The following is a 20,790-nucleotide window of genomic DNA, read 5'->3' on the forward strand; positions in this document are numbered from 1 at the left end:
GTCAGTCTCCCGGACGGTTCCGGCGCGGCTCGTTGTCCCGCCGGGCGCGTTTGACGAGCAAGGCCATTGCGTCCTCGATCGGAATACGGGCGATGCCGGCGCCCTGGTCTATCCACTCGGTGCTCCGGAGCAGGCGATCCTCCCGTTGCCGTAAGGTCTGAAGGTCCAGCGCCGGCGCGATCTGAAGCGGCGGCTCGGTCTGGACGGTGGGCTGCGGCGAGGGGGGGAGGGCAGGCGTCGGTTCGATATGCGCCCAGCGCTTGATCAACAGCCAGGCGCCGGCGCTCGCGACGATCACCACCACCAGGAAGATGATCACGGCGGCGATCAGCGCCTTGGTGCTGATGTCGGCTTCGCCTGCTTCGGGGGTCAGGATAGGCGGGATGCCGCGGTCTTGTTCAGCCATGGGGTGTTCTCTCCGGTTCGGACTGGGCCAGGGCGCGCGGCAAGGTCCAGAGAAAGGCCGAAAGCCAGAATCCGCCGACCGCGATAAAGGGCAGGGCATCAAGAGGGCTGAGCTCGCCTGGGCTCCGGTAAAAGCTCGGCAGCACCAGCCAATAAACATCGAGTGCATTGCCCGCGAGCACCAGCCCCGCGGCCCAGATCAGACGCTTCGGGTTGCGCTTGTGCGTACGAAACAGCAGCAAAGCAAACGGCAGCCCACCACAGACGGCGGCCATGACCCAGGTCCACCATCGCCAGCCGGCGTTGAAGCGTTGGACATACCACATCGCCTTGTCGGGCAGGTTTTCCGACCAGATCGTCAAATACTCCTGAAACGCCAGATAGCTCCAGAGCAGCACGAAAGCCAGCAGCAAGCCGCCCAAGTCCTGAAACAGCGACGCCAGTGTCCCGACCGTGTTGCGGCCGGCCGGCGTCAGAAGGCACCGGGCCAGAACAGCGAACGCCAGAGCGGCGACCATGGGATTGACGGCCGAGAGAAATCCGACGTTGGTCGAGGTCCAGCGGGGTTCCAGCGACATGACCCAATCGATGCCGAATACGGTCACGGTCAGACCATAGACGATCAGGCCGAGCGCGCTGCGGCGGTCGAGACGGGCTTCGGCGGATTTGTTGCGCCAAAGCTCCAAGGCGGACGCCAGACAGAACCAAAGCACGAAAACCGTCGCTTCACGGATCAAAAAGAAGCCCGGCCGTAAATAGCTCGCCTGTCCTCCGGAAATGGCGAGCGCCGTCCAATCGGGTCCGGCCCAGGCATAGAGGCGCGCCAAGCCGAAGGTCAGCGGCAGGAACAGTACCGCGTTGACGGGCAGGGTTCCCGCGCTGGCTTCGAGGATGGGGCGGATGAAGCTCCCCCATCCGCCGCCCGTCAAGCGGTGGATCATCAGTAGGGCCAGCGAGCCCAGCGGCAGCCCGATCCAGAACAGGCAGGCCGGGAGATAACCTCGGAAAAAAGCTTCCGGCGCCCACCACATCCTCAACAGGCAAGCGCCGAACGCAACACCTGCCATCGGCAGAAGCAGGACAGGCCGAATCCGTAGGTGCGCGGTTTCCGTCATTTGGCCTCCCGGAGTTTATCCTCCAATCCCGCCTCGCGAACGTCTTCGCGCGTCGCATGCTGGCTGAGTTGCAAGGCGCGGATGTAGGCGGCGATGGCCCAGCGGTCCTCTGGCGCGACCCGGTTGGCGTAGGAAAACATGACCCCGAAGCCCTTGGTGATGACATCGTAGTAATGGCTGTCGGGGGCATTCCGCAAGCGGTCGTTATGGTAGGAAGGCGGCCGCGTAAGTCCCCGTTCGGGAATCATGCCCTGGCCATCTCCGGCCCGGCCGTGACAAGGGGCGCAATAGATGTCGTAGCGCTCCCGTCCCCGTTTCAACACCGCTTCGGTCATCGGCAACCGGGACCGTTCCGGGCGGGGTTCGATAACGGTGTCGCGCGCCACGGTGCCTTCGACGAGGGGACGGGCGGACTGGCCGTTCGGAAAACCGGGGGCCGCCTCCAGCGGTTCGTATTTGGGCTGATCGGCCATGTCCCGTTCGCAGCCGCTCAGGAGCAATGGAACGAGCATTCCCGCAAGCATCGAGAGGCGGCGGAAACCGCGTTTACCCGGCTTCACGGTTCACCTCGGTAACGGCTATCGGGTTCAACGAATCCAAGAACCGGCGAGTGGAATACGGATCGAACTCGGGATCGTCGGAATCGATCATCAGGAAAAATCGATCCTGACTCGCCCGGTCGAAATTTGTCGCATCGAAGATCGGGTGGTAGGGCCGGGGCAGACCGTTGAGCGCCAACATCCCAAAGAAGCCGGCTAGGGCAGCTCCGAGCACCGTGAACTCGAAAGTTACCAGGGTAAAGGACGGCCAGCTGAAATAAGGCCGTCCGCCCGCGTTGAGGGGAAAGTCGACGGCGGCCAGGTAGGCCTGCAGCAGAAAGGCCGAGGCGCCTCCGAAAATGCCGAATATCAGCATCCATTGGGGCAGGCGGGATGCCGGCAGGTCCAGCGCCTCGTCGAGCCCCGGCACGGCGAAAGGCGCGTAAGCGCCGATACGGCGGTAGCCCGCGGCGCGGGTCCGGCCTATGGCGTCCAGGAACTGGCCCGCGGTTCCAAATTCGGCCAGCAAGGAGGGGTTCGGGCTCATGATCGCTCTCCCAGGTCATGGGCGAGTTTGCGGACTTCGTGCATGGGCACCATGGGCACGAACCGGACGAACAGGAAAAAGAACCAGAGAAACAGCGCGAAGCTGCCGAGCATCGTGGCCCAGTCCCAGACGGTCGGGAAATACAGTCGGAATTGGGAAGGCATGAAACCTTGGCTCAGGATGTTCACCACGATGACATAGCGTTCCAGCCACATCCCGATATTCACCAGAATAGCCACGACGAGCAGCGCCGGGATGCTGCGCCGGATGCGCGCCGACCAGCACAGCTGCGGTACGGCGACGTTGCAGAACAGCATGCCCCAATAGGCGGGCCCATACGGCCCGGTGGCGGTCGTGACGGTTTGGCGCCATTCGTCCGCATCGGTGCCGTACCAGGCCATGAACGCTTCCATGCCGTAGGCGTACCCCATGATCAGCGATGCCGCGAGCAGGATTTTCGCCATGGCGTCCAGATGGCGCGGAGTAACGAAGGCGTGCAGCCTGAAAGCCGCGCGCAGGGCGATGGTGATGACGATGACCATGGCGAATCCGGAAAACATCGCGCCGACCACGAAGTAGGGCGCGAAAAGGGTCGAGCGCCAGCCGGGCATGAGCGCGGTCGCAAAGTCGTAGCCGACCACGCTGTGCACCGAGACCACCAGCGGCACGGCGAGCGCCGCCAGGATGAGGTAGGCCCTCTCGTAATGCCTCCAGTGCGCCGCCGACCCGCGCCAGCCCAGAGCGAAGGCGCCGTAAACCAATTGCGCCGCGCGGCTCCGGGCACGGTCGCGCAGGGTGGCCAAGTCCGGGATCAGCCCGGTGTACCAGAATAGGACCGACACGATGATATAGGTGGCGATGGCGAACATGTCCCAGACCAGCGGACTGCGGAACTGGGGCCACACGCCCATGGTGCTGGGATAGGGCGCCAGCCAGTAGAACAGGTACGGCCGGCCAAGGTGCAGAATGGGAAACAAACCGGCGATGGAGGCCGCGAAGATGGTCATGGCCTCGGCGAACCGGTTGATCGAGGTGCGCCAGGGCTGGCGGGCGAGGTAAAGCATGGCGGAGATCAGGGTGCCGGCGTTGCCGATGCCGATCCACCAGACGTAATTGATGATGGCGAAGCCCCAGACGACGGTGGTGTTGACGCCCCAGATCCCCACCCCGGCGTAGAAGAGATAGCCGGCGGCGGCGATGAAGATCAGGACGCCCAAGCCGCTCAGGCAAAACCCCAGCCACCATCCTCGGCTCGTGGGGCGCAGCACGCTGTCGCTGATCGCTCGGCTGATCGAGGCATAGTCCTGATCCGAGCGCAGAACGGTCGCTCGCTCCGGGTCCGTTCGCTGCTCAATGTCCCGGCTCATGGTCGAACTCCGGATTCGGGTTGTGCAGTCTCGCGAGATAGGTAGTGCGCGGCTGGGTGTTCAGTTCCGACAACAGGGCATAATGGTGGGGCTCGGTTCTGAGCGCGGCGACCTCGCCGCCGGGCGCGTTCAGGTCGCCGAAGATGATGGCCCGGGTCGGGCAGGCCGCCTGACAGGCCGTCTGCATCTCGCCCTCGCGAATGCGGCGGTGTTCCAGTTCCGCCGCTATCCGCGCCGTGCTGATGCGCTGCACGCAGTAAGTGCATTTTTCCATCACGCCGCGGCTCCGCACGGTCACATCCGGATTCCGCACCGCCCGGACACTGAGTGCGCCTTCATTCGTGGCGGCCGCTTCCGTATAGGCGAAGAAATTGAAGCGGCGGACCTTGTAGGGACAGTTGGACTGGCAGAACCGGGTGCCGACGCAGCGGTTGTAGACCTGATTGTTGAGCCCTTCCGAATCGTGAATCGACGCCTGTACCGGGCAGACCGGTTCGCACGGGGCTTTCTCGCAATGCATGCAGGGGACCGGCTGGAAATAGGTCTCGGGATTCTCGGGCTCCCCGGCGTAATACCGGTCGACCCTGAGCCAGTGCATTTCCCGCCCGCGCCGCACTTCCTCCTGGCCGACGATGGGGACGTTGTTTTCGGCCTGGCAGGCGACGACGCAGGCATTGCAGCCGATGCAGGCGTTCAGGTCGATCACCATGGCCCAGGCGTAGCCTTCGTATCGGTATTCGGGATAGAGCGACGGATTGGGCTTGGCGGGTTCCGCACCGGCCGACGCAAGCGTCTTCGGCGTGAGTACCTTCACCAGCTCGCGGCCGTCCAGCGTATGGTGACGCTGCGTCGTGGCCAACGCGACGTTTCCGGTCGAAGGCAACCGGTTCAGCCAGCCGTGCGGCCGTGCGGCTTTGCGGAGGACTAGGCCGTAATCGAACCAGGGCGCATCGGAAGCCCGCAGCCGATAGGCATCGAAACCCGTATGATTGCCGACATGTCCGGCCCGCTTGCGACCATAACCGAGATAAAGCGTGGCGGAATCGTCGGCGTGTCCGGGCATAATCCAGACCGGGGCGGTCAATCGGCGCTCCCGGTAATTCAGTGCCGCCAGGTCGCCGGTCGCGAGATCCAGGCGCTTAGCCGTATTCGGGCTGAGCAGCACGGCGTTTTCCCAGGTGAGCTTGGTGAGCGGTTTCGGCAGCTCCTGAAGCCAGCCGTTATTCGCGTAGCGGCCGTCGCCGATGCTCGGGTCCGGCTGGAACCGGATTTCGAGCGATGAATCGGAAGTCTTGCGTGGCGGCGGCAGCGACTTGGCGACATCGGCGCGGGCCGAGACGGTTTTCGGCGTCGCGGCGGTATCGGGGACAATGCCGTCTTGCAGCGCTTTCTTCCAGAACAACTCGAAATCGGAGCCGCGGTGACGGCTTCGCCAGTAAGCCCGCACCAGGTCATGGTCCGACCGTCCGGTTTGTCCCATCAGCAGCGCCATCAATTCGTGGACAGAGCGGCCGCCGTAGAGCGGCGCGATCAACGGCTGCACCAGAGAGACGGTGCCGTCATAGGCCCTGGCGTCGCTCCAGCTCTCCAGTTCGTGCAGTGCGGGGATATGCCAATGGCAGAGCTCGGCGGTTTCGTCCGCGTACAAGCCCCAATGGATGCGCAGCGGCACCCGGCGCAAGATTCGTTCGACCTCGAGGTCGGTCGGGGCCGCGTATGCCGGATTGCCGCCGAGGATGACGAGGGTTTGCACGGTGCCGGTGAGAATGTCGTCGAGCAAGGCTGGGAGCCTACCCCGGCTATCGTCAGGGGCCGAAACGACCGGGTCGATATGGGTCACGGTGCGGCCGAAGTTTCCGAGCTCCTGATTGATCGTCTGAACCACGGCGTGTACCGCCGGCGACAGGTGCTCTCCGGCGATCACGATGCTCTTGCCGCGGTGATCCGAAAGATCGCGGACCATGATGTCCAGCTGCCGTTCGGGTATCGGCACATCTTCACTATCCGGAGCATCCGCAAGGCCCAGTCCGGCGGCCAATGACCGCGCGACGGCTTCCATGCGCCCGGCTTGGACCGGCAAGCGATGGTCCGCCATGGCGCCGGTCGGTGTCGGCGTGGATTCCAGAACATAAAGGCGGTTCATGGTGGCGTTGCCGCGCCGGACGCGCCGCCCTTCGATGAAGTCGTGTCCATAGCGGGTGCGTGCCGGGGTATCGGTGAGGAAATCCGCATCCAGGGACAGAATCACCGCCGCCCGGTCAAAACGGTGCACCGTGTCCACTTTTTGGCCGAAGGCCAGCCGCGCTCCTTCCAGGTGGTTGGTGCGGTCGATCGGATCGTATTGGTGCCAGCGCGCGTTCGGGTACATTTGGAGGAAATCGTGCAACTGCTGGTTGAGCGTCGGCGACGTGAAGGTCTCAGTAAGAACATGGAAACCGGCGCCGCGCCGGGCCGCCCATTGGTCTCTTTGCGCTGATAGGTGCTCGACGAACGCCTGCCAATGGCTGAGCTGCCCGCCGTTGGTCACGGTTTGCGAGCGGTCGGGGTCGTAAAGGCTCAGTACCGCGGCCTGCGAGAAGATATCGGTGGCGCCGAGGCTCGCCGGGTGCCGCGGATTGCCCTCGACCTTGGTCGGGCGGCCCGTATGGCTTTCGACGACCACGCCCTGGGCATATCCGCCGTGCGTCAGTGCCGTCGCGAAAAAAAGCGGCTTCCCCGGCACCATGTGTTCCGGCGCCCTAACGTAAGGCACGATTTCTTCTCGCGGAGGCCTGCCGCAGCCGCCGAGTCCGCCGAACACCAGCGAAGCCGCCATCAGTTGGAGCCATCGGCGGCGTTTCACCGGTGTCAGCCAAAGATCCGTCCATTCGGGAAACTCCCGGTCCGCGAATTCCCGAAAGACTTCGGTATCGGCCAATTCCTCCAGGCTGCGCCACAAAGGGCAGCCGTCGTCCGGCTTCAACGGCGGCAAGGCATGTTCCGATGCGGTGTAACGCTCAAGGCTGCTGTAGGTCGGCAATCCTTTCCCGACACTTTGGTCGGCAAAGGATTGCCGACCTACGACTCGATATGGCGTTTTTCTTTTCATCGGTGGCACACGGAGCAATGGATCAGCTGTCCGACCCGGATCTGGTATTCATGCACCAATTGCCGGCCTTGAGCGAATTGATTTTGAGGCGGCGTCCAGTCGGGATCGAATACGTGTTCCCGCGGCCGGACGTACTTCTCGGGCGCGCGGTGGCAGTCGAGACACCAGGACATGAACAGGGGCGTGGCTTGCCGGGTGAGCGGCATCCGGCCCACGGGGCCATGGCAGGTGGTGCAGCCGATGCCGTGGCTGACATGGATGCCATGGTTGAAATAGACGAAGTCGGGCAGGTCGTAGACCCGCGTCCAACGGAGCGGCTGACCGGTCCGCCAGCTCTTCCTGACCGGTTCCAACACGGCGGCGTCGGTCCAGATCTGAGAATGGCAGGTCATGCAGGTTTCGGTCGGCGGGATGCCGGCGAACGCCGCATGTTCGACCGAGGTATGGCAGTAGCGGCAGTCGATGCCGAGACCGCTGACGTGATGCTGATGGCTGAAGGGTACCGGTTGATGCGGGACGTCGTCGACGCCGGTCAGATAGGGCGAGCGGACCAGCGCGAAACCGATGCAGAAAGGCAGAACGATGAGAAGAGCCAACCCCAAGAGCGCGATTCGCGCAAAGCTGTTGGCTCTCGGTCGGAAGATCTGTCCCATCAGCGCGCAGCTCCGTTTGCGGCTAAATAACCTGTGCGGCGGTCCATAATCCTAGAAACGACAGTTGACCGCTTCGATGCGCCAGAAAAGCCCGATGAATCCTGAACATCTTGCCTGGCATGGACCTCACCTGTTGGGTGAAACCGCTACGCACCCGATTGCACGGCGGGCGGGCCGCCTGGCGGCATTGCTCCTCGCTGCGGGAGACTACCCTGCGGCCTCGTCGCGCCCCTTCGACGGGGCTCAGGATAGGCTTGCCATCCGACCCACCCGCAGCACACTCGGGCACGCCCAACTGCCGTTTCTAGGGTAATCGAGACTTCGGGTCGGAACATTCTTCGCCACGGCATGGCCGCGGAGGTTGGAAAACCGGCGCCTAGAAAGCTGTAGGTCGACAATCCCTCGTCGGCTCTTCGATCTCTTGAGATGATCCTGCATCCGAAGCCTAACAATAATGCATCAAGGAGAGCCTGCGAGCTATAGGTAATATCCGCGATGCGCCGACGGACTGGCGCTTGGAGCGTGTTTCATCGCGGTATATCGGCACGGCGGCAGGCATCGGGAAACCCGTAGGCCGAAGATTCTTTGCCGGCGAACGTGTCTTTCGCGGCACCTACTTGCGCTGCCCTAGCTACCGGATCATTCCGACCGCCGGGTTGCATACCATTCGCTCAACCGCTGCGTCAGTACGTAAAACACGGGGACGAACGGGATAGCCAACAAGGTCGAAGCGAGCATCCCGCCGAACACCACCGTGCCGATGGATTGCCGGCTGGCTGCGCCGGCGCCGGTGGCGATCAGGAGAGGCGCGACCCCTAGGATGAAGGCGAAGGAGGTCATGATGATGGGGCGGAACCGCCGACGCGTCGCCTCGACGGCGGCATCGACGATGGACATTCCCTCGGTTCGCAGCTGCCGCGCGAACTCCACCACCAGGATGGCGTTCTTGCTGGCCAGCGCGATCATAAGGACGAGCCCGATCTGGATATACAGATCATTGTCCAGACCCCGGATCACCAGAGCCATGGGCACCGCCAGGATGACCGCCGCCGGAGTCGTCCGGCTTTCGCAGAGCGCGGCGAGCACCAGAAACACCAAGGTGATCGAGAGCCCGTAATAGTGCGAGGCGTTTTCCACGATGATGATGGCGTCGTCGACCACGATACCGATGGCCAGGATTAGGGCGAACAGGGCCATCAGATTGATGCCGAAGCCGAGCAGCGCCATTGTCGCGAAGGCCCCGATAATGGTCACCGGGACGGTGGTCGCCGGAACCAGCATCGCCCGCCAATTTTGCAGAAACACCATGATCACGATGAGCACCAGCATGGCGGCTTCGAACAGGGTCTCATAGACGTCGCGTATGGTCTGCCGCACGAACTGCGTGGTGTCGTAGCGAATCTCGTATTTCAGACCCGGCGGGAACTGGCGGCTCATGGCCGCGACCGCCTCCCGCACCCGGTCGGCGATATCCAGGGCATTGGCGCCGGGCAAGGAAAAGATCGGAATATTGGCCGACCGGTGTCCTCGCGTCGCGGAAAAATTAGCGTAATTCTGCTGGCTCAGTTCCACGTGAGCCACGTCGCGGATGCGCACGATCTCGGGCGTTTCGGCGCGGGCGCTCTTGACGATGATATTTTCGAACTGCGACACGTCCTCCAGCCGGCCGAGCGCATTGACGGTGAACTGGAATGCCTGCTCGGACGGCACCGAAGGCGCTCCCAACTGCCCCGCCACCACCTGCACGTTCTGGCCCTGGATGGCGTTCACCACGTCCAGGGTGGTCAGGCCGAAATGATAGAGCTTATTAGGGTCCAGCCAGATCTGCATGCTGTAGGGCCCCGCGCCACTTGGTGCTCTGGCGCAAGGTGATGTCCAGCGCCGGGATCGTGGCTTCGGTACTGGCCAACACGGCCCGGGCCTGCTCCACGTCCCGCTGCGAGGTGGTGCCGCCCCGGAATCTCGCCTCGGCGATGCGCAGGCTTTCCCACTGGGTTTCCACGTTGCGCCGGGCGATATCCAGCCGCTTTTCGGCGGTGCGGATCAGGATATAGCTGAGCGCTACATCGGCGGTCAGGCTGACGAGGGTATTATTGTAATCCGCCAAGCTGGCGAGGAGGGTGTAATCGGCGGACTCCACCGCCCGTCGGAACCGGCACCAGAAATCCAGTTCCCAACTCGCGGTCAGGCCGATCTGCGACTGGGTGTAATTGAATATCCTTGAAAATGATCCCTGTACGGCCCTTTCGCTCAGCCGGTTGTATTGCAAGGCACCGAATGCCTGCTGCACTTGGGGATACAACTCGCCCACCACGCCGAGCTGGGCACGGGCTTCCAAGACGCGCACTCCGGCCATCCGCAAGGGTAGATTCTGGCGATAAGCGGCGCCGATCAGCCGGTCGAGGGTGGATCGTTGAAGACCTTCCACCAGTTCCTCTACTCCACGGCATTCGTCTTCAGCCGCGGGTCCTGCGCGTCCTGCCAGCTCGCCGACGTGGCCACGGGAGGTTGGGCGTAATCCGGGCCGACCTTGATGCATCCGGTCGCGAGCGCAGAAAAAATCAGCAGAACCATTGGTAGCCTGCCGAAGCCGAGATTCCAGCCCATCGTTGTTCCTTGAGTCACTGGAAGGCGGTATTCAACCGGTGTAAGCCGTTCCGAAGAAATTCCCTTTGCATGGATGACCGGGATTTCGTCTCAAAGTTCAGCCTTGCCCGGTGCCGGTGCTGCCCCGCGGTCCGCCGCTTCTTCAGGAATACGCTGGAGAACCGGAGCTTAGCCGGATCAAAAGCGGCGCTCGTGTTTGAGAGCAGCCCATTGCACCAAGGCCGGTTTTTCGGCGTAAGCTTAATTGCCGCCGAGGAGGTATTTGCTCGGCTTCGAGCGCGGCGATGCGGAGCAGGATAGGCCCGGGTCGATCCGGCATGACGACGTGCCGTGTGAGCAATCCCTAAGCGTGTACCGGCCTTGGCAGCGGTCCGAAATGCCGGGAGGGTATTTACGGGCCTGATCAGTAATCCTAAAAACGACAGTTGAAGCGAGTGGCGGCCGTTCGTGCTGATGTATAGAAGCATGAACGGCCGCCACTCGCACACCGCTTCGGTGAACCGTGCAAAATCCCGTTCACCCTTCTATACATCAGGGTGAACGGGATTTTGCACGGTCTAATTGCCGTTTTTTAGGTTAATCGATCCCAGTACCGACAAAATTCCCCTATGCATATCCGAAGACGTTCTGAAACCATGCCGGCCTCGAAAGATTTCCTCGACCAACCTCTTCAGAAACTCTTTTCCGGGCTAAATGCCGGGCCGACCGGGCTAGCACAAGGCGATGCTGAACAACGGCTGAAGCAGCATGGGTCGAATGTGCTGAGAAATCACGCCCGTCGGCGGGCGGTTGCGGCTTTCCTGAGCCGGTTTCAGAACCCCTTGGTGCTGCTGCTGGTCGCCGCCGCCGCGGTTTCGGCCTTCGTTCACGAGGAAACCAGCTTCGTCATCATTTGCGTGATGGTGCTGGCCAGCGTCACACTGGATTTCGTTCAAGAATATCGCGCCGACCGTGCGGCGGAACGACTTCGGGATTCGATTTCGAACACCGCACGGGTGATACGGGACGGCACTCCGACCGATGTTCCGGTGGCGGGCGTGGTACCGGGCGACGTCGTGCTTTTGTCGGCCGGCGACCGGGTGCCCGCAGACGGGTGGGTTCTGGAGGTGCGCGATTTTTTCGTCAGTCAGGCGCAGCTCACGGGAGAGCCTTATCCGGTCGAGAAAAGCGCCGGAGAGGCGCCGGCCGGGAGCGATCCGGAGTCGGCCGTACATGCGGTGTTCATGGGGTCTTCGGTCATCAGCGGCACGGCGCGTGTTCTGATTTGCCGCACCGGTATGAGTACCTTTCTCGGCCAGATTGCGGAATCGCTCGACAAGAGGCCGCCGCCCACGGCTTTCGAATACGGCACGCGCCAGTTCGGACTGCTGCTGATGCGCATCACGTTTCTGCTGGTGCTATTCGTGCTCTTCGTCAATACGTTTTTCCATCGGCCCTGGCTCGAGACCTTCCTGTTCGCCATCGCGCTGGCCGTGGGGCTGACACCCGAGTTACTGCCCATGGTGGTGTCGGTCACCCTGTCCCGCGGCGCCCTGCGCATGGCGGACAAGAAAGTGATCGTGAAACGGCTTGCCGCCATCCATGACTTGGGCAGCATGGACGTTCTGTGCACGGACAAGACCGGCACCTTGACCGAGGCGCGCATACGGCTCGAAAAACACCTGGATGCCGAAGGGCGCGACAGCCGCCGGGTGTTGGAGCTGGCCTATATCAACAGTTATTTCGAAACCGGCCTGAGAAGTCCCCTGGACGAGGCGATTCTGCGCCATGGGGACATCGACGTCCGCGGCTGGACCAAGATCGACGAAGTGCCTTTCGACTTCGAGCGGCGCCGGGTCTCGGTGCTGGTGGACGACGGCGCGCGGCGGCTGATCGTGGTCAAGGGCGCGCCCGAAGACATTCTGAATCTGTCCACCACCTTCCTACCCAACGATCACGGAACCATCCAGCCTCTGGACGAGGCCGCCCGCAGCCGGGTCGCGGAGCGGTTCGCCGGACTGAGCAAGCAAGGATTTCGCGTGCTGGGCATCGCCTTTCGGGAAGTGGACAAGAGCCACCAGCACGCCGTGGTGGACGACGAGAGCGAACTGGTGTTCGCCGGTTTTGCCGCGTTTCTCGATCCGCCCAAACCCGACGCGGGAGAGGCCCTGACGCGGCTGGTGCGGAGCGGTGTGGAGGTGAAAATCGTCAGCGGCGACAACGAGTGGGTCACCCAGCATCTCTGCCACGAGCTCGGCATTCCCATAAAGGGCGTGCTGATGGGAGCCGCGATCGCCGAGATGGATGACCACGCCCTGGCGGCGGTCGTCGAAAGGAACAATCTGTTCTGCCGGGTGACGCCGAACCAGAAGACCCGGATCATTCTGGCCCTCAAGCAGCGCGGGCGGGTGGTGGGGTTTCTCGGCGACGGCATCAACGACGCGCCATCCCTGCACATGGCGGACGTCAGCGTTTCCGTGGACAGCGCCGTGGACGTGGCGAAGGAAGCCGCCGACATGATCCTGCTCGAACAGGACCTCAGGGTGCTGCACGACGGCGTACTGGAAGGGCGGCGCACCTTCGGCAACATCATGAAGTACATCATGATGGGCACCAGCTCCAACTTCGGCAATATGTTCAGCATGGCCGGCGCCTCCGTGTGGCTGCCGTTCCTGCCGATGCTGCCGACCCAGATTCTGCTCAACAACTTTCTCTACGATGCTTCGGAGGTGCCGATCCCCATGGATCAAGTGGACGAGGAGTTTCTGAGAGAGCCGAGGCGCTGGGACATGGCGTTCATCCGCAATTTCATGCTCGTGATCGGTCCGGTCAGTTCGCTGTTCGATTTTCTGACCTTCTATCTTCTGCTAGTCGTATTCAAGGCTGACGAATTGCTGTTTCAAACCGGATGGTTCGTCGAGTCGCTCGCAACCCAGGTGCTGGTCATCTTTGTCATCCGCACCCGGCGCAATCCGTTCAAGAGCCGTCCGCATCCCTGGCTGCTCATGACCTCGCTGGCGGTGGTCGGCGTTGCTGCCGGGCTGCCGTTCACGCCGCTGGGGCATTATTTCGGGTTTGCGGAGCCACCCTTGGCTTTATTCGGAATTTTGGTACTGATCGTGGCGGTTTATCTGGCGCTGGTCGAGGCGATCAAGCGATGGTTTTTCAGGCGGTTCGATCGCGGGAGAAAGCCGCTGGCCGGCCGATACAGGGAACCTTCAAATCATTCCGCCTAGAGCCACTTCGATTCGCCGATATAAAAGTCAGTGGCCGGCAATCCTTTTCCAATCGCAAACGGTCGCTTTAGTCGCGACCCTTCCAATCGCAAACGGTCGCTTTAGTCGCGACCCTTCCAATCGCAAACGGTCATCCGGGGAGCGCTAGGACGCCCCTTCCGACAAAGGCGCTTGCATAATCTCGTGCGTCGGCAATGGGTTGCCGACCTACGATCGTCCGACCCGCACCGCCAAACCGCGGTAAAAAAAGGCTCCGGCCGGCGCCGCCGAAGTCATTTTGTCGTGCGGAGAACTGCCGTTTCCGATTCCGCCTTGCGTTCCGGTCGAAGGTGGCGGGTCTTCTTCAAGAAGCGAACCGACACATAAAATAGACCCAGCGGTATGAACCCGGCGCTCAGAACCTGGATCAGGGTCCGATGGGTCTCTAAACCGTACACGTAAGCCATCTTCCAGACGAAAAGCCCCAACAGAGTGGCCAGGGTGAAAACGAGCGTGTTGTATTCCTTGACCAGCGTCCGCCGCCAGTCGTAGCGGAATTCGGCCAAAGACCCGCGGATACCCCGCAAATCGGGCCAAAAGCGGTTGACCTTTTTGGCGTACGCCTCATAAACCGCCCCGAACTTATCCCGCAGATAAGCTTCCTCGGCCGTGACGATGGCGAGATAGACCCAGGCGAAGAAGGGTATCGCCACGGCATAGACCCAGGGGGAACCGTAGAGCAGGCTAAGGCCGGCGATGATCAGGAAGTTGCCGACGTACATGGGGTTCCGGGTATGGGCGTAAAAGCCTCGGGTAACCAGTTCGTTGGCGAAGACTTCCTTGTTCTTGCCGCCGCGCCTGACATAAGCATATCCGATGACCAGCAAACGAAATGCTTGTCCGGCCAGGGCGATGAGTATTCCGGCTGCCGTAACGACGGCATCCAGCTTCTCATTGCCCAGGAATACGGCCGGTCTGACCAAGATGAGAAAAAGCAGGAAAATGACCGGGAACAGGGCGTTGCGTACGCGGAAGAAGAAGCGTCCGGAATGCAACAGCGACCGGTGAATCAGAGAACCGACGTTCATTTCACCGCCACCATGCCGCAGAAGTTGTACCAGCGGAAGAAGACATCGCACGATCTGAAGCCGTTCCGCAGCAACAGTTCCCGGTTTTCCCCGAGATGGTAGGGAATCAGGACGTTCTCCAACGCTTCCCGCTTTTGGGAAATTTCGAGTTCGCTGTAGCCGTTGCGCTTCTTGAACTCGTAATAATGCTTGATGAACAGCCGATTGATGGTCGAGTCCTGGCTGAGCACTTTTTCGACCAGAATTAGGCAGCCGCCGTCGTTCAATCCGTGCGAGATGCTCGAAACGACGCGGTCGCGGTTGAGCGGACGGACGAATTGCAGCGTCAGGTTCAGGATGACCACCGAGGCATTCAGGATGGGTACGCCGTTATCCAAATTGAGGCAGATCAGTTCATGACTGTGTGAAAGGCCGCAATGCTCCAACTTTTTCTGAGCCTTTTTCAGCATCTCGGGCGAGGAGTCCACCCCGATGAAGTTTACGTCTGCCGGAACGACCGGATCGAGTCCCATGAACGTCGTGCCGGTCGAACAACCCAGGTCGTAAAGATTGGTTCCGGGTACGGCGAAATCTCCCGCGAGCTCTCCGATCATGCGTTGAATTTCCGCATAGAACGGGACCGAGCGGTCCAGCATGTCGTCGAAAACCTCGGCCGTATCCTTTCCGAAATCGAAATCCATCACCAGCGGGCGTTGCTCTTTAAATAAATCGTCTTTGGTCATGGTTTTTTTAACTGTCCTTTCTGCGAATGCTGCGAGTTCGATCGCTTGATTACAACTAGCCGGCGAAAAGTCCGGGATTACGAAGAGTCCGCCGCGGCGATTTGCGCTGGATGGCCGCGGCAGTAGCGAACGGCGGAGCCGCTCGACCGGAATCCATCGACAAGAGCCTTTTTCAGGGAATTTGTGACACGCGGGTTAAGGCAAAAATCGTGCCGATAAACACGGTCGTGGATTGCGCCGCACACACAACACTTTCCGGACCTATTGTTCTGTCTTGCTTGAGGCGCACGCAGCGCATCCCAAGACGTCAGCAAGAACGCTTATCCGGACATAAAACGGTGGTGTTCAACCGGTTCCGAAGGTTCTTTCGCACCGAGTCAAAAGCGGTTCGGAACGACGGCTCTTAGCCGTTGCGGAGTCAACTGCTGTCGGGCCGGTCAGCTTGCGGCGAATTCAAAACGCGCGGGTAATGCGATTACGCTGAACACACGCAGGCGGTATCGGGGGAACTGTGTCTCGTCCGTTGTCGCGGGACGACGGGGTAGTGCTTCAGGGAGGTATGCGCCTTGACTTCGATTTCGGAGCGCTACCTTCAAACGATTTCCTTTCCTCTTTCGCCCGTTCGAATCCGACTTCCTTCCAGTACATCGATCACATAAAGCTTTCCGTCTCCGGGGTGGCCCGTGTGGGCGTGTTTCATGATGGCCGAGACGATGGGCTCCACCAACTCATCCGGAGTGAAGATTTCCAGCCGCTTCTTCAGGGCGAAGGGAGTGAAGCCTTTGCCGGCTTCGATCCGGTCCCGACCGAAACCTTCACAATCGCTGACGCTCATGCCCGGAAAATCGGGAATCTCGGCAAGCATCTGCACGAGACGGCTGAGAATGTAGGGTTGGACATAAGCGCGGATTTCTTTCATGGCGGTTCCCGGCGGGTTTGCCTTCAGAGGCGTACACGCTCCTCGAAATAGCGATAGAGTAGGGGCAGGATGGTCAGGGTGAGCAGCGTCGCCGTGACCAGCCCGCCGATGATGACCACGGCGAACGGTTTGGCGGTTTCCGAGCCTACGCCGGTGGACAGCGCGGCGGGAAACAAGCCCAGCATCGCCATCAGTGCAGTCATGGTTACCGGCCTCAGGCGGCTGGTGGCGCCGGAGACGATCGCCTCGTGCAACGACAGTCCCTCGCGCAGCAAACGGTTGAGCTGCGACACCAGAATAACGCCGTTCTGCACGGCGATGCCGAACAGGGCGATGAAGCCCACTGCCGCCGAAACGCTTAAGTTTATGCTCGTAAGCCATAGCGCGACGAGCCCGCCGATCAGGGCGAAAGGCACGTTCATGACGATCAGTGCGGCATGCTTGACCGACTGGAAGGCCCAGAACAGCAACACGAAGATCAAGGTCAGGCTGATCGGCACGATGATCGACAGCCGCTTCATGGCCCGCTGCTGGTTCTCGAACTGGCCGCTCCAGACGACGCGGTAGCCGGGCGGCAATACCACTTCGCGCGCCACGCGCGGCATCGCCTCCTGGACGAACCCGCCTTGGTCGCGGCCGATGAGATTGCACTTTACGGCGATGCGCCGCATGTTGTCCTCGCGGCCGATGCGGGAAGCGCCCATGTCCACCTTGATTTCCGCTAATTGGCCCAAGGGGATGCGGCTGCCGTCCGGCGCTCGGACGGTGAGGTTTTCCAGGTCCGCCACCGAGGAGCGGCCGTCGGCCGTCAACCGCACGGCAATGTCGAAACGCCGGCTGCCTTCGAGAAGTTGCGAAGCCGCCTTGCCGCCCACCGCCATTTCCAGCACGTCTTCCACGTCGGACACGTTGATGCCGTGCCGGGCGATCTTGGCGCGGTCGATGCGGATCACCACCTGAGCAAGTCCCGCCTGCTGCTCCGCCGCCACGTCGGTCGAACCGCGCGTGGACTTGAGAATCCGCACCACCTGGTCGGCCTTGTCCTGCAAAACCTTGAGGTCCTCGCCGAAAATCTTCACCGCGATTTCGCCTTTCACTCCGGAAATGGCTTCTTCCACATTGTCCTGGATTGCCTGGGAGAAGTTGAGCTGAACGCCTGGAAATACCAGCAGCTTATCGTTCATGGCCCGGATCAGGTCGTCCTTGCGCGAAAAACGCCAGGTCCCCTTGGGCTGCAATGGCACCAGGATTTCGAGGTTATTGAAGCCTTTCGGATCGGTGCCGTCCTCGGGCCTGCCCAGATGGGATACTACCGTTCGCGCTTCCGGGAAGTTCTCGATGCGCTCCCGGATGTTTCGCTCGATATCCTTGGCCTTATCCAGGGAAATGGGCGTGGGCAGTGTCACGGTGAGCCAGATGTTGCCCTCGTCCAGCTTGGGCATGAACTCGGTGCCGATGACATGCAGGAGGCTCAGGGATAGCGCCAGAGCCAGTACGGCGCCTCCGATCACCGGCCTCGGCCTCGCCAATACCCATTCGAGCGCGCGCCGGTAACGGGTTTCCATCCAGTGCACCAGGGGATTACGGCGCTCCTCGAGGCGCTTTCCAAGCATGAAGCTGAGCAGGACGGGTATCAGGGTCAGGCTGACGATGAGCGAACCCAGAAGGGCGAAGCTCAGGGTATAGGCCATGGGCGAGAAAATCTTGGCCTCCACCCGCTGGAAGGTGAATATGGGGAGAAATGCCGTGATGATGATGGCCTTGGAAAACAGGATCGGCCGGCCCATTTCCGCAGCGGTGTTGAGCATGGACTGGCGCATGTGGTTCAGGCTCAGATCCCGGTGCATTTCCAAGGTGGTCCTGACCATTATCGCTTCCACCAGCACCACGGCGCTGTCGACGATGATGCCGAAGTCGATGGCTCCGAGCGAAATCAAATTGGCCGAGATGCCCCGCGCATCGATGAGGATGAAGGCGAACAACAGCGACAGCGGTATGACCAGGGTTACCACCGCCGCCACCAGCGCGCTCCGCAGGAAGACTACCAGGACGACAAGGATCAGCACGGCGCCTTCCAGCATGTTGTGCTCGACGGTGTGCACCGTGTGCTGGACCAGTTCGGTGCGGTCGTAGATGGGCCTGATTTTGACCCCGGGCGGCAGACCGTGGCTATTGAGTTCGGCGATCTTTTCCTTCACGCCTGCCAGCACGTTGATCGCGTCCTTGCCCTTGACCAGCAGCACCACGCCTTCCACCACGTCGTCGCGCCGGTCGTAGCCCACGATGCCGGTGCGGGGCTGGGGTCCCACGCCGATGTCCGCCACGTCCCGGACCTTGATGGGCGAGCCGTCGTGGGCGGTCAGGACGATGTCGCCGATCTCGTCCCCGCTGGCGAGAAGGCCCACGCCGCGCACCACCAGAGCCTGGTCGCCATGCTCGATATAGCCGCCGCCGGTATTGCCGTTGTTGTCGGCGATGGCTTGATAGACGTCGACGATAGACAAGCCGAAATCCTTGAGCCGATCCGGCCAGACCTGAACCTGGTATTGCTTTACTCCGCCGCCGAAGGACACCACGTCCGCCACGCCTGGCACGGTTCGGAGCCTCGGTTCCACCACCCAGTCCTCGATGGCGCGCTGGTCCACCAGCGGCAGTTCCTTGGCATCGATGACGAAGCGGTAGATTTCGCCCACGCCGGTGGTTAGGGGGCCCAGCACCGGGTTCACGTCGGAGGGCAGGCTGACGTTACGGAGGCGCTCCAGTACCTGTTGGCGCGAGAAATAATCCTCGGCGTCGTCGTCGAACGTCAGGGTCACTACCGACAGCCCGAAGATCGACACGGAACGCATGTTGATGAGGTGCGGCAGGCCGTTCATCTCTCGTTCGATGGGGAGGGTTACGACCTTTTCCACTTCCTCCGGGGCCTGCCCCGGATATTGGGTGACCACCTGGACGAACACGTTCTGCACGTCGGGGAAAGCCTGGATGGGCAGTTTCTCGAAGGAGAATATTCCCAGCGCCACGATCACTAAAGTAAGGCCGATGACCAGCAGGCGCTGTTGCAGGCAGAAGGCGAGAATGCGGTAGATCATTGCCCTGGCGTGCCGGACTCGGGATCGGCTGCTTGTTCGTTAGCCTCCTCGGTCCGGAGCAGCAGGGCGCCTTGACTGACGATGACTTCTCCGGGCTTCAGCCCCTCGGCGATCACCGCCCGGTCACGGAGCCTCAGGCCCACCTTGACGTCGCGGCGCTTGTAATGGCCGTCACCGACGGACACGAAGACCTGGTCACCCTCGCCCTCGGTGATCAGCGCCGACAAGGGTACGACGATGGCCCGGTTGTCGGCATCGCTCTGCACTTCGACCGTGGCGTACATGGCGGGCAGCAACGCACCGTCCGGGTTTGCCAGATTACAGCGGACTTTAACCGTGCGGGTCGCTTCATCCACCACCTTATCAATGTATTCGACGGTGGCCGCGAATTTCCGGTCGGGGTGGGCCGCCACGCTCACCCATACCTGCGTGCCAGGATGGATCAGCCCCAAGTCCTTTTCGAATACGTTCATCAGTACCCATAGCGAATGGAGGTCCGACACCACGAAAAGCGGCTCCGCCAGATCCGGCCGCACCTCCATGCCGGGATTGACGTGCCGCTCGGTGATGACGCCGGCGATGGGTGTTCGCACCACGTAGCGGTCATTGATCCGGTCGTCGGCCACGCCCAGGTTGTCGAGATGCATTCGCGCCCGTTGCGCCTCGTTGCGAGCATGGGCGAGGTTGTCCTCCGCCTGCTGCAATTCCTTGCGCGGGAGCACGTCGTTCTCATAAAGCATCTTGGCGCGCCGATAGGCTTCTTCGGCGAGCCGCTGATCGGCCACGGCGTTGGCATAATCCGCCTTGGCCTGGCCTAGAGCCGGGCTATCCAGTTCCACCAGCGAATCGTGGGCGTTGACCGTGCTTCCCAACTCGGGAAGCGTCGAGATCACCCTACCAGGAATGGGCGAGGAGATGCGGGCGGTACGGGATTCGTCGTAGGCGATCTTGCCCGCCACGGGCTCCATCAAAGGGGCCGAGGTGAGCTCTACCCTTTGTTCCTGGATATAGCTCCGCTTGGAGGAATCTGCCGGCAATATCACTTCATCTTTCGGTAAAGGCGCGACGGCCCGCTTGGGCTGGTAATCGTTCTGGTGGCAAGCGGCAAGGCCCAATCCCAGGAGCAGCAGGAGTTCCGCCAACCGGGGCAGCCGACGAGTCATCTCCGTCGAGGACTTGCTGGAAATTGCGAGCATAGGCATGGAAACATCGGATAGGTCGTCCGTGGCCTCATGAATCGGCAACCATGGTGATACCGAAAAAACAGAATAATCCAGACCCGCATACAAGTTTGCGCAATTCGGTTTCGGGCAACGCGAGGGATGATGCGAACTGGAAGTATTTTGGGCGTTCTCGTTTAGCATTTGCAGGGACGCGAATTAAGACCGTCCGATCCGGGTGCCAGTTCGCAGGGATTCGTCACCGGCCGATCTATCGGGGATTTTTTCTGGGCG

At 61.6% G+C, this 20,790-nt stretch carries 17 protein-coding genes; 2 read left to right on the top strand and 15 right to left on the bottom strand.

The window, feature by feature from the left end; all coding sequences use genetic code 11:
• Window position 1: 1 nt before the first annotated feature.
• Genes JOD69_RS17960 through JOD69_RS17990 form a run of 7 tightly spaced genes read right to left on the bottom strand, consistent with a single transcriptional unit; the run spans window position 2 to window position 7,714 of the window.
• On the bottom strand, window positions 2–406 hold the full coding sequence (locus tag JOD69_RS17960) for a hypothetical protein (protein ID WP_156881369.1): 405 nt from the start codon (window positions 404–406) through the stop codon (window positions 2–4).
• Window positions 399–1,520, bottom strand: a complete 1,122-nt coding sequence (locus JOD69_RS17965) for a hypothetical protein (RefSeq protein ID WP_210024125.1) — start codon at window positions 1,518–1,520, stop codon at window positions 399–401. The genes JOD69_RS17960 and JOD69_RS17965 overlap by 8 nt, the downstream gene beginning before the upstream one ends.
• Window positions 1,517–2,080, bottom strand: a complete 564-nt coding sequence (locus JOD69_RS25275; RefSeq protein WP_210024126.1) for a cytochrome c — start codon at window positions 2,078–2,080, stop codon at window positions 1,517–1,519. Before JOD69_RS25275 ends, JOD69_RS17965 begins: the two co-directional genes overlap by 4 nt.
• Window positions 2,067–2,606 carry a DUF3341 domain-containing protein gene (locus tag JOD69_RS17975; RefSeq protein ID WP_156881371.1) on the bottom strand — a complete coding sequence of 180 codons (540 nt, stop codon included), beginning with the start codon at window positions 2,604–2,606 and terminating at the stop codon, window positions 2,067–2,069. Before JOD69_RS17975 ends, JOD69_RS25275 begins: the two co-directional genes overlap by 14 nt.
• Window positions 2,603–3,973 carry an NrfD/PsrC family molybdoenzyme membrane anchor subunit gene (nrfD, locus tag JOD69_RS17980; RefSeq protein WP_210024127.1) on the bottom strand — a complete coding sequence of 457 codons (1,371 nt, stop codon included), beginning with the start codon at window positions 3,971–3,973 and terminating at the stop codon, window positions 2,603–2,605. Before nrfD ends, JOD69_RS17975 begins: the two co-directional genes overlap by 4 nt.
• Complete coding sequence (locus JOD69_RS17985) at window positions 3,957–7,061, bottom strand: TAT-variant-translocated molybdopterin oxidoreductase (protein WP_210024128.1); 3,105 nt, start codon at window positions 7,059–7,061, stop codon at window positions 3,957–3,959. Before JOD69_RS17985 ends, nrfD begins: the two co-directional genes overlap by 17 nt.
• Window positions 7,058–7,714, bottom strand: a complete 657-nt coding sequence (locus tag JOD69_RS17990) for a cytochrome c3 family protein (protein WP_210024129.1) — start codon at window positions 7,712–7,714, stop codon at window positions 7,058–7,060. The genes JOD69_RS17985 and JOD69_RS17990 overlap by 4 nt, the downstream gene beginning before the upstream one ends.
• Window positions 7,715–7,808: 94 nt before the next feature.
• Between JOD69_RS17990 and JOD69_RS17995 the strand changes: the two genes are divergently transcribed.
• A complete protein-coding gene (locus tag JOD69_RS17995) occupies window positions 7,809–8,027 on the top strand; it encodes a hypothetical protein (protein WP_156881375.1) in 219 nt (72 codons plus the stop codon).
• 326 nt (window positions 8,028–8,353) lie between these two features.
• Here JOD69_RS17995 and JOD69_RS18000 read toward each other — a convergent pair whose 3' ends face one another.
• The 3 genes from JOD69_RS18000 to JOD69_RS24795 are packed head-to-tail and all read right to left on the bottom strand — an operon-like array spanning window position 8,354 to window position 10,321.
• Complete coding sequence (locus JOD69_RS18000; protein WP_210024130.1) at window positions 8,354–9,544, bottom strand: efflux RND transporter permease subunit; 1,191 nt, start codon at window positions 9,542–9,544, stop codon at window positions 8,354–8,356.
• The gene (locus JOD69_RS18005; RefSeq protein WP_348529968.1) at window positions 9,522–10,142 is read right to left on the bottom strand and encodes a TolC family protein; all 621 of its coding nucleotides are present in this window, start codon (window positions 10,140–10,142) and stop codon (window positions 9,522–9,524) included. The genes JOD69_RS18000 and JOD69_RS18005 overlap by 23 nt, the downstream gene beginning before the upstream one ends.
• Window positions 10,143–10,150: 8 nt before the next feature.
• Window positions 10,151–10,321 carry a hypothetical protein gene (locus tag JOD69_RS24795; RefSeq protein ID WP_245245661.1) on the bottom strand — a complete coding sequence of 57 codons (171 nt, stop codon included), beginning with the start codon at window positions 10,319–10,321 and terminating at the stop codon, window positions 10,151–10,153.
• Window positions 10,322–10,956: 635 nt separating this feature from the next.
• On the opposite strand from JOD69_RS24795, the gene mgtA reads away from it, so the two are divergent.
• Window positions 10,957–13,536 (top strand): magnesium-translocating P-type ATPase, encoded by a 2,580-nt coding sequence (gene mgtA / locus JOD69_RS18010; protein WP_156881412.1) that lies wholly within the window; start codon window positions 10,957–10,959, stop codon window positions 13,534–13,536.
• A gap of 272 nt (window positions 13,537–13,808) precedes the next feature.
• Here mgtA and JOD69_RS18015 read toward each other — a convergent pair whose 3' ends face one another.
• The 5 genes from JOD69_RS18015 to JOD69_RS18035 form a co-directional block, all read right to left on the bottom strand.
• A complete protein-coding gene (locus JOD69_RS18015) occupies window positions 13,809–14,603 on the bottom strand; it encodes an isoprenylcysteine carboxylmethyltransferase family protein (protein WP_156881377.1) in 795 nt (264 codons plus the stop codon).
• Complete coding sequence (gene cmoA, locus JOD69_RS18020; protein WP_156881378.1) at window positions 14,600–15,325, bottom strand: carboxy-S-adenosyl-L-methionine synthase CmoA; 726 nt, start codon at window positions 15,323–15,325, stop codon at window positions 14,600–14,602. The genes JOD69_RS18015 and cmoA overlap by 4 nt, the downstream gene beginning before the upstream one ends.
• Window positions 15,326–15,917: 592 nt before the next feature.
• Complete coding sequence (locus JOD69_RS18025) at window positions 15,918–16,244, bottom strand: P-II family nitrogen regulator (protein WP_156881379.1); 327 nt, start codon at window positions 16,242–16,244, stop codon at window positions 15,918–15,920.
• A 23-nt stretch (window positions 16,245–16,267) separates the two neighbouring features.
• On the bottom strand, window positions 16,268–19,336 hold the full coding sequence (locus tag JOD69_RS18030; protein ID WP_210024131.1) for a CusA/CzcA family heavy metal efflux RND transporter: 3,069 nt from the start codon (window positions 19,334–19,336) through the stop codon (window positions 16,268–16,270).
• Entirely contained in the window at window positions 19,333–20,538 is a 1,206-nt protein-coding gene (locus tag JOD69_RS18035; RefSeq protein WP_245245662.1) for an efflux RND transporter periplasmic adaptor subunit, read from the bottom strand. The genes JOD69_RS18030 and JOD69_RS18035 overlap by 4 nt, the downstream gene beginning before the upstream one ends.
• Window positions 20,539–20,790 lie beyond the last annotated feature (252 nt).

Source organism: Methylocaldum sp. RMAD-M, from assembly GCF_017832375.1.
GTDB lineage: Bacteria > Pseudomonadota > Gammaproteobacteria > Methylococcales > Methylococcaceae > Methylocaldum.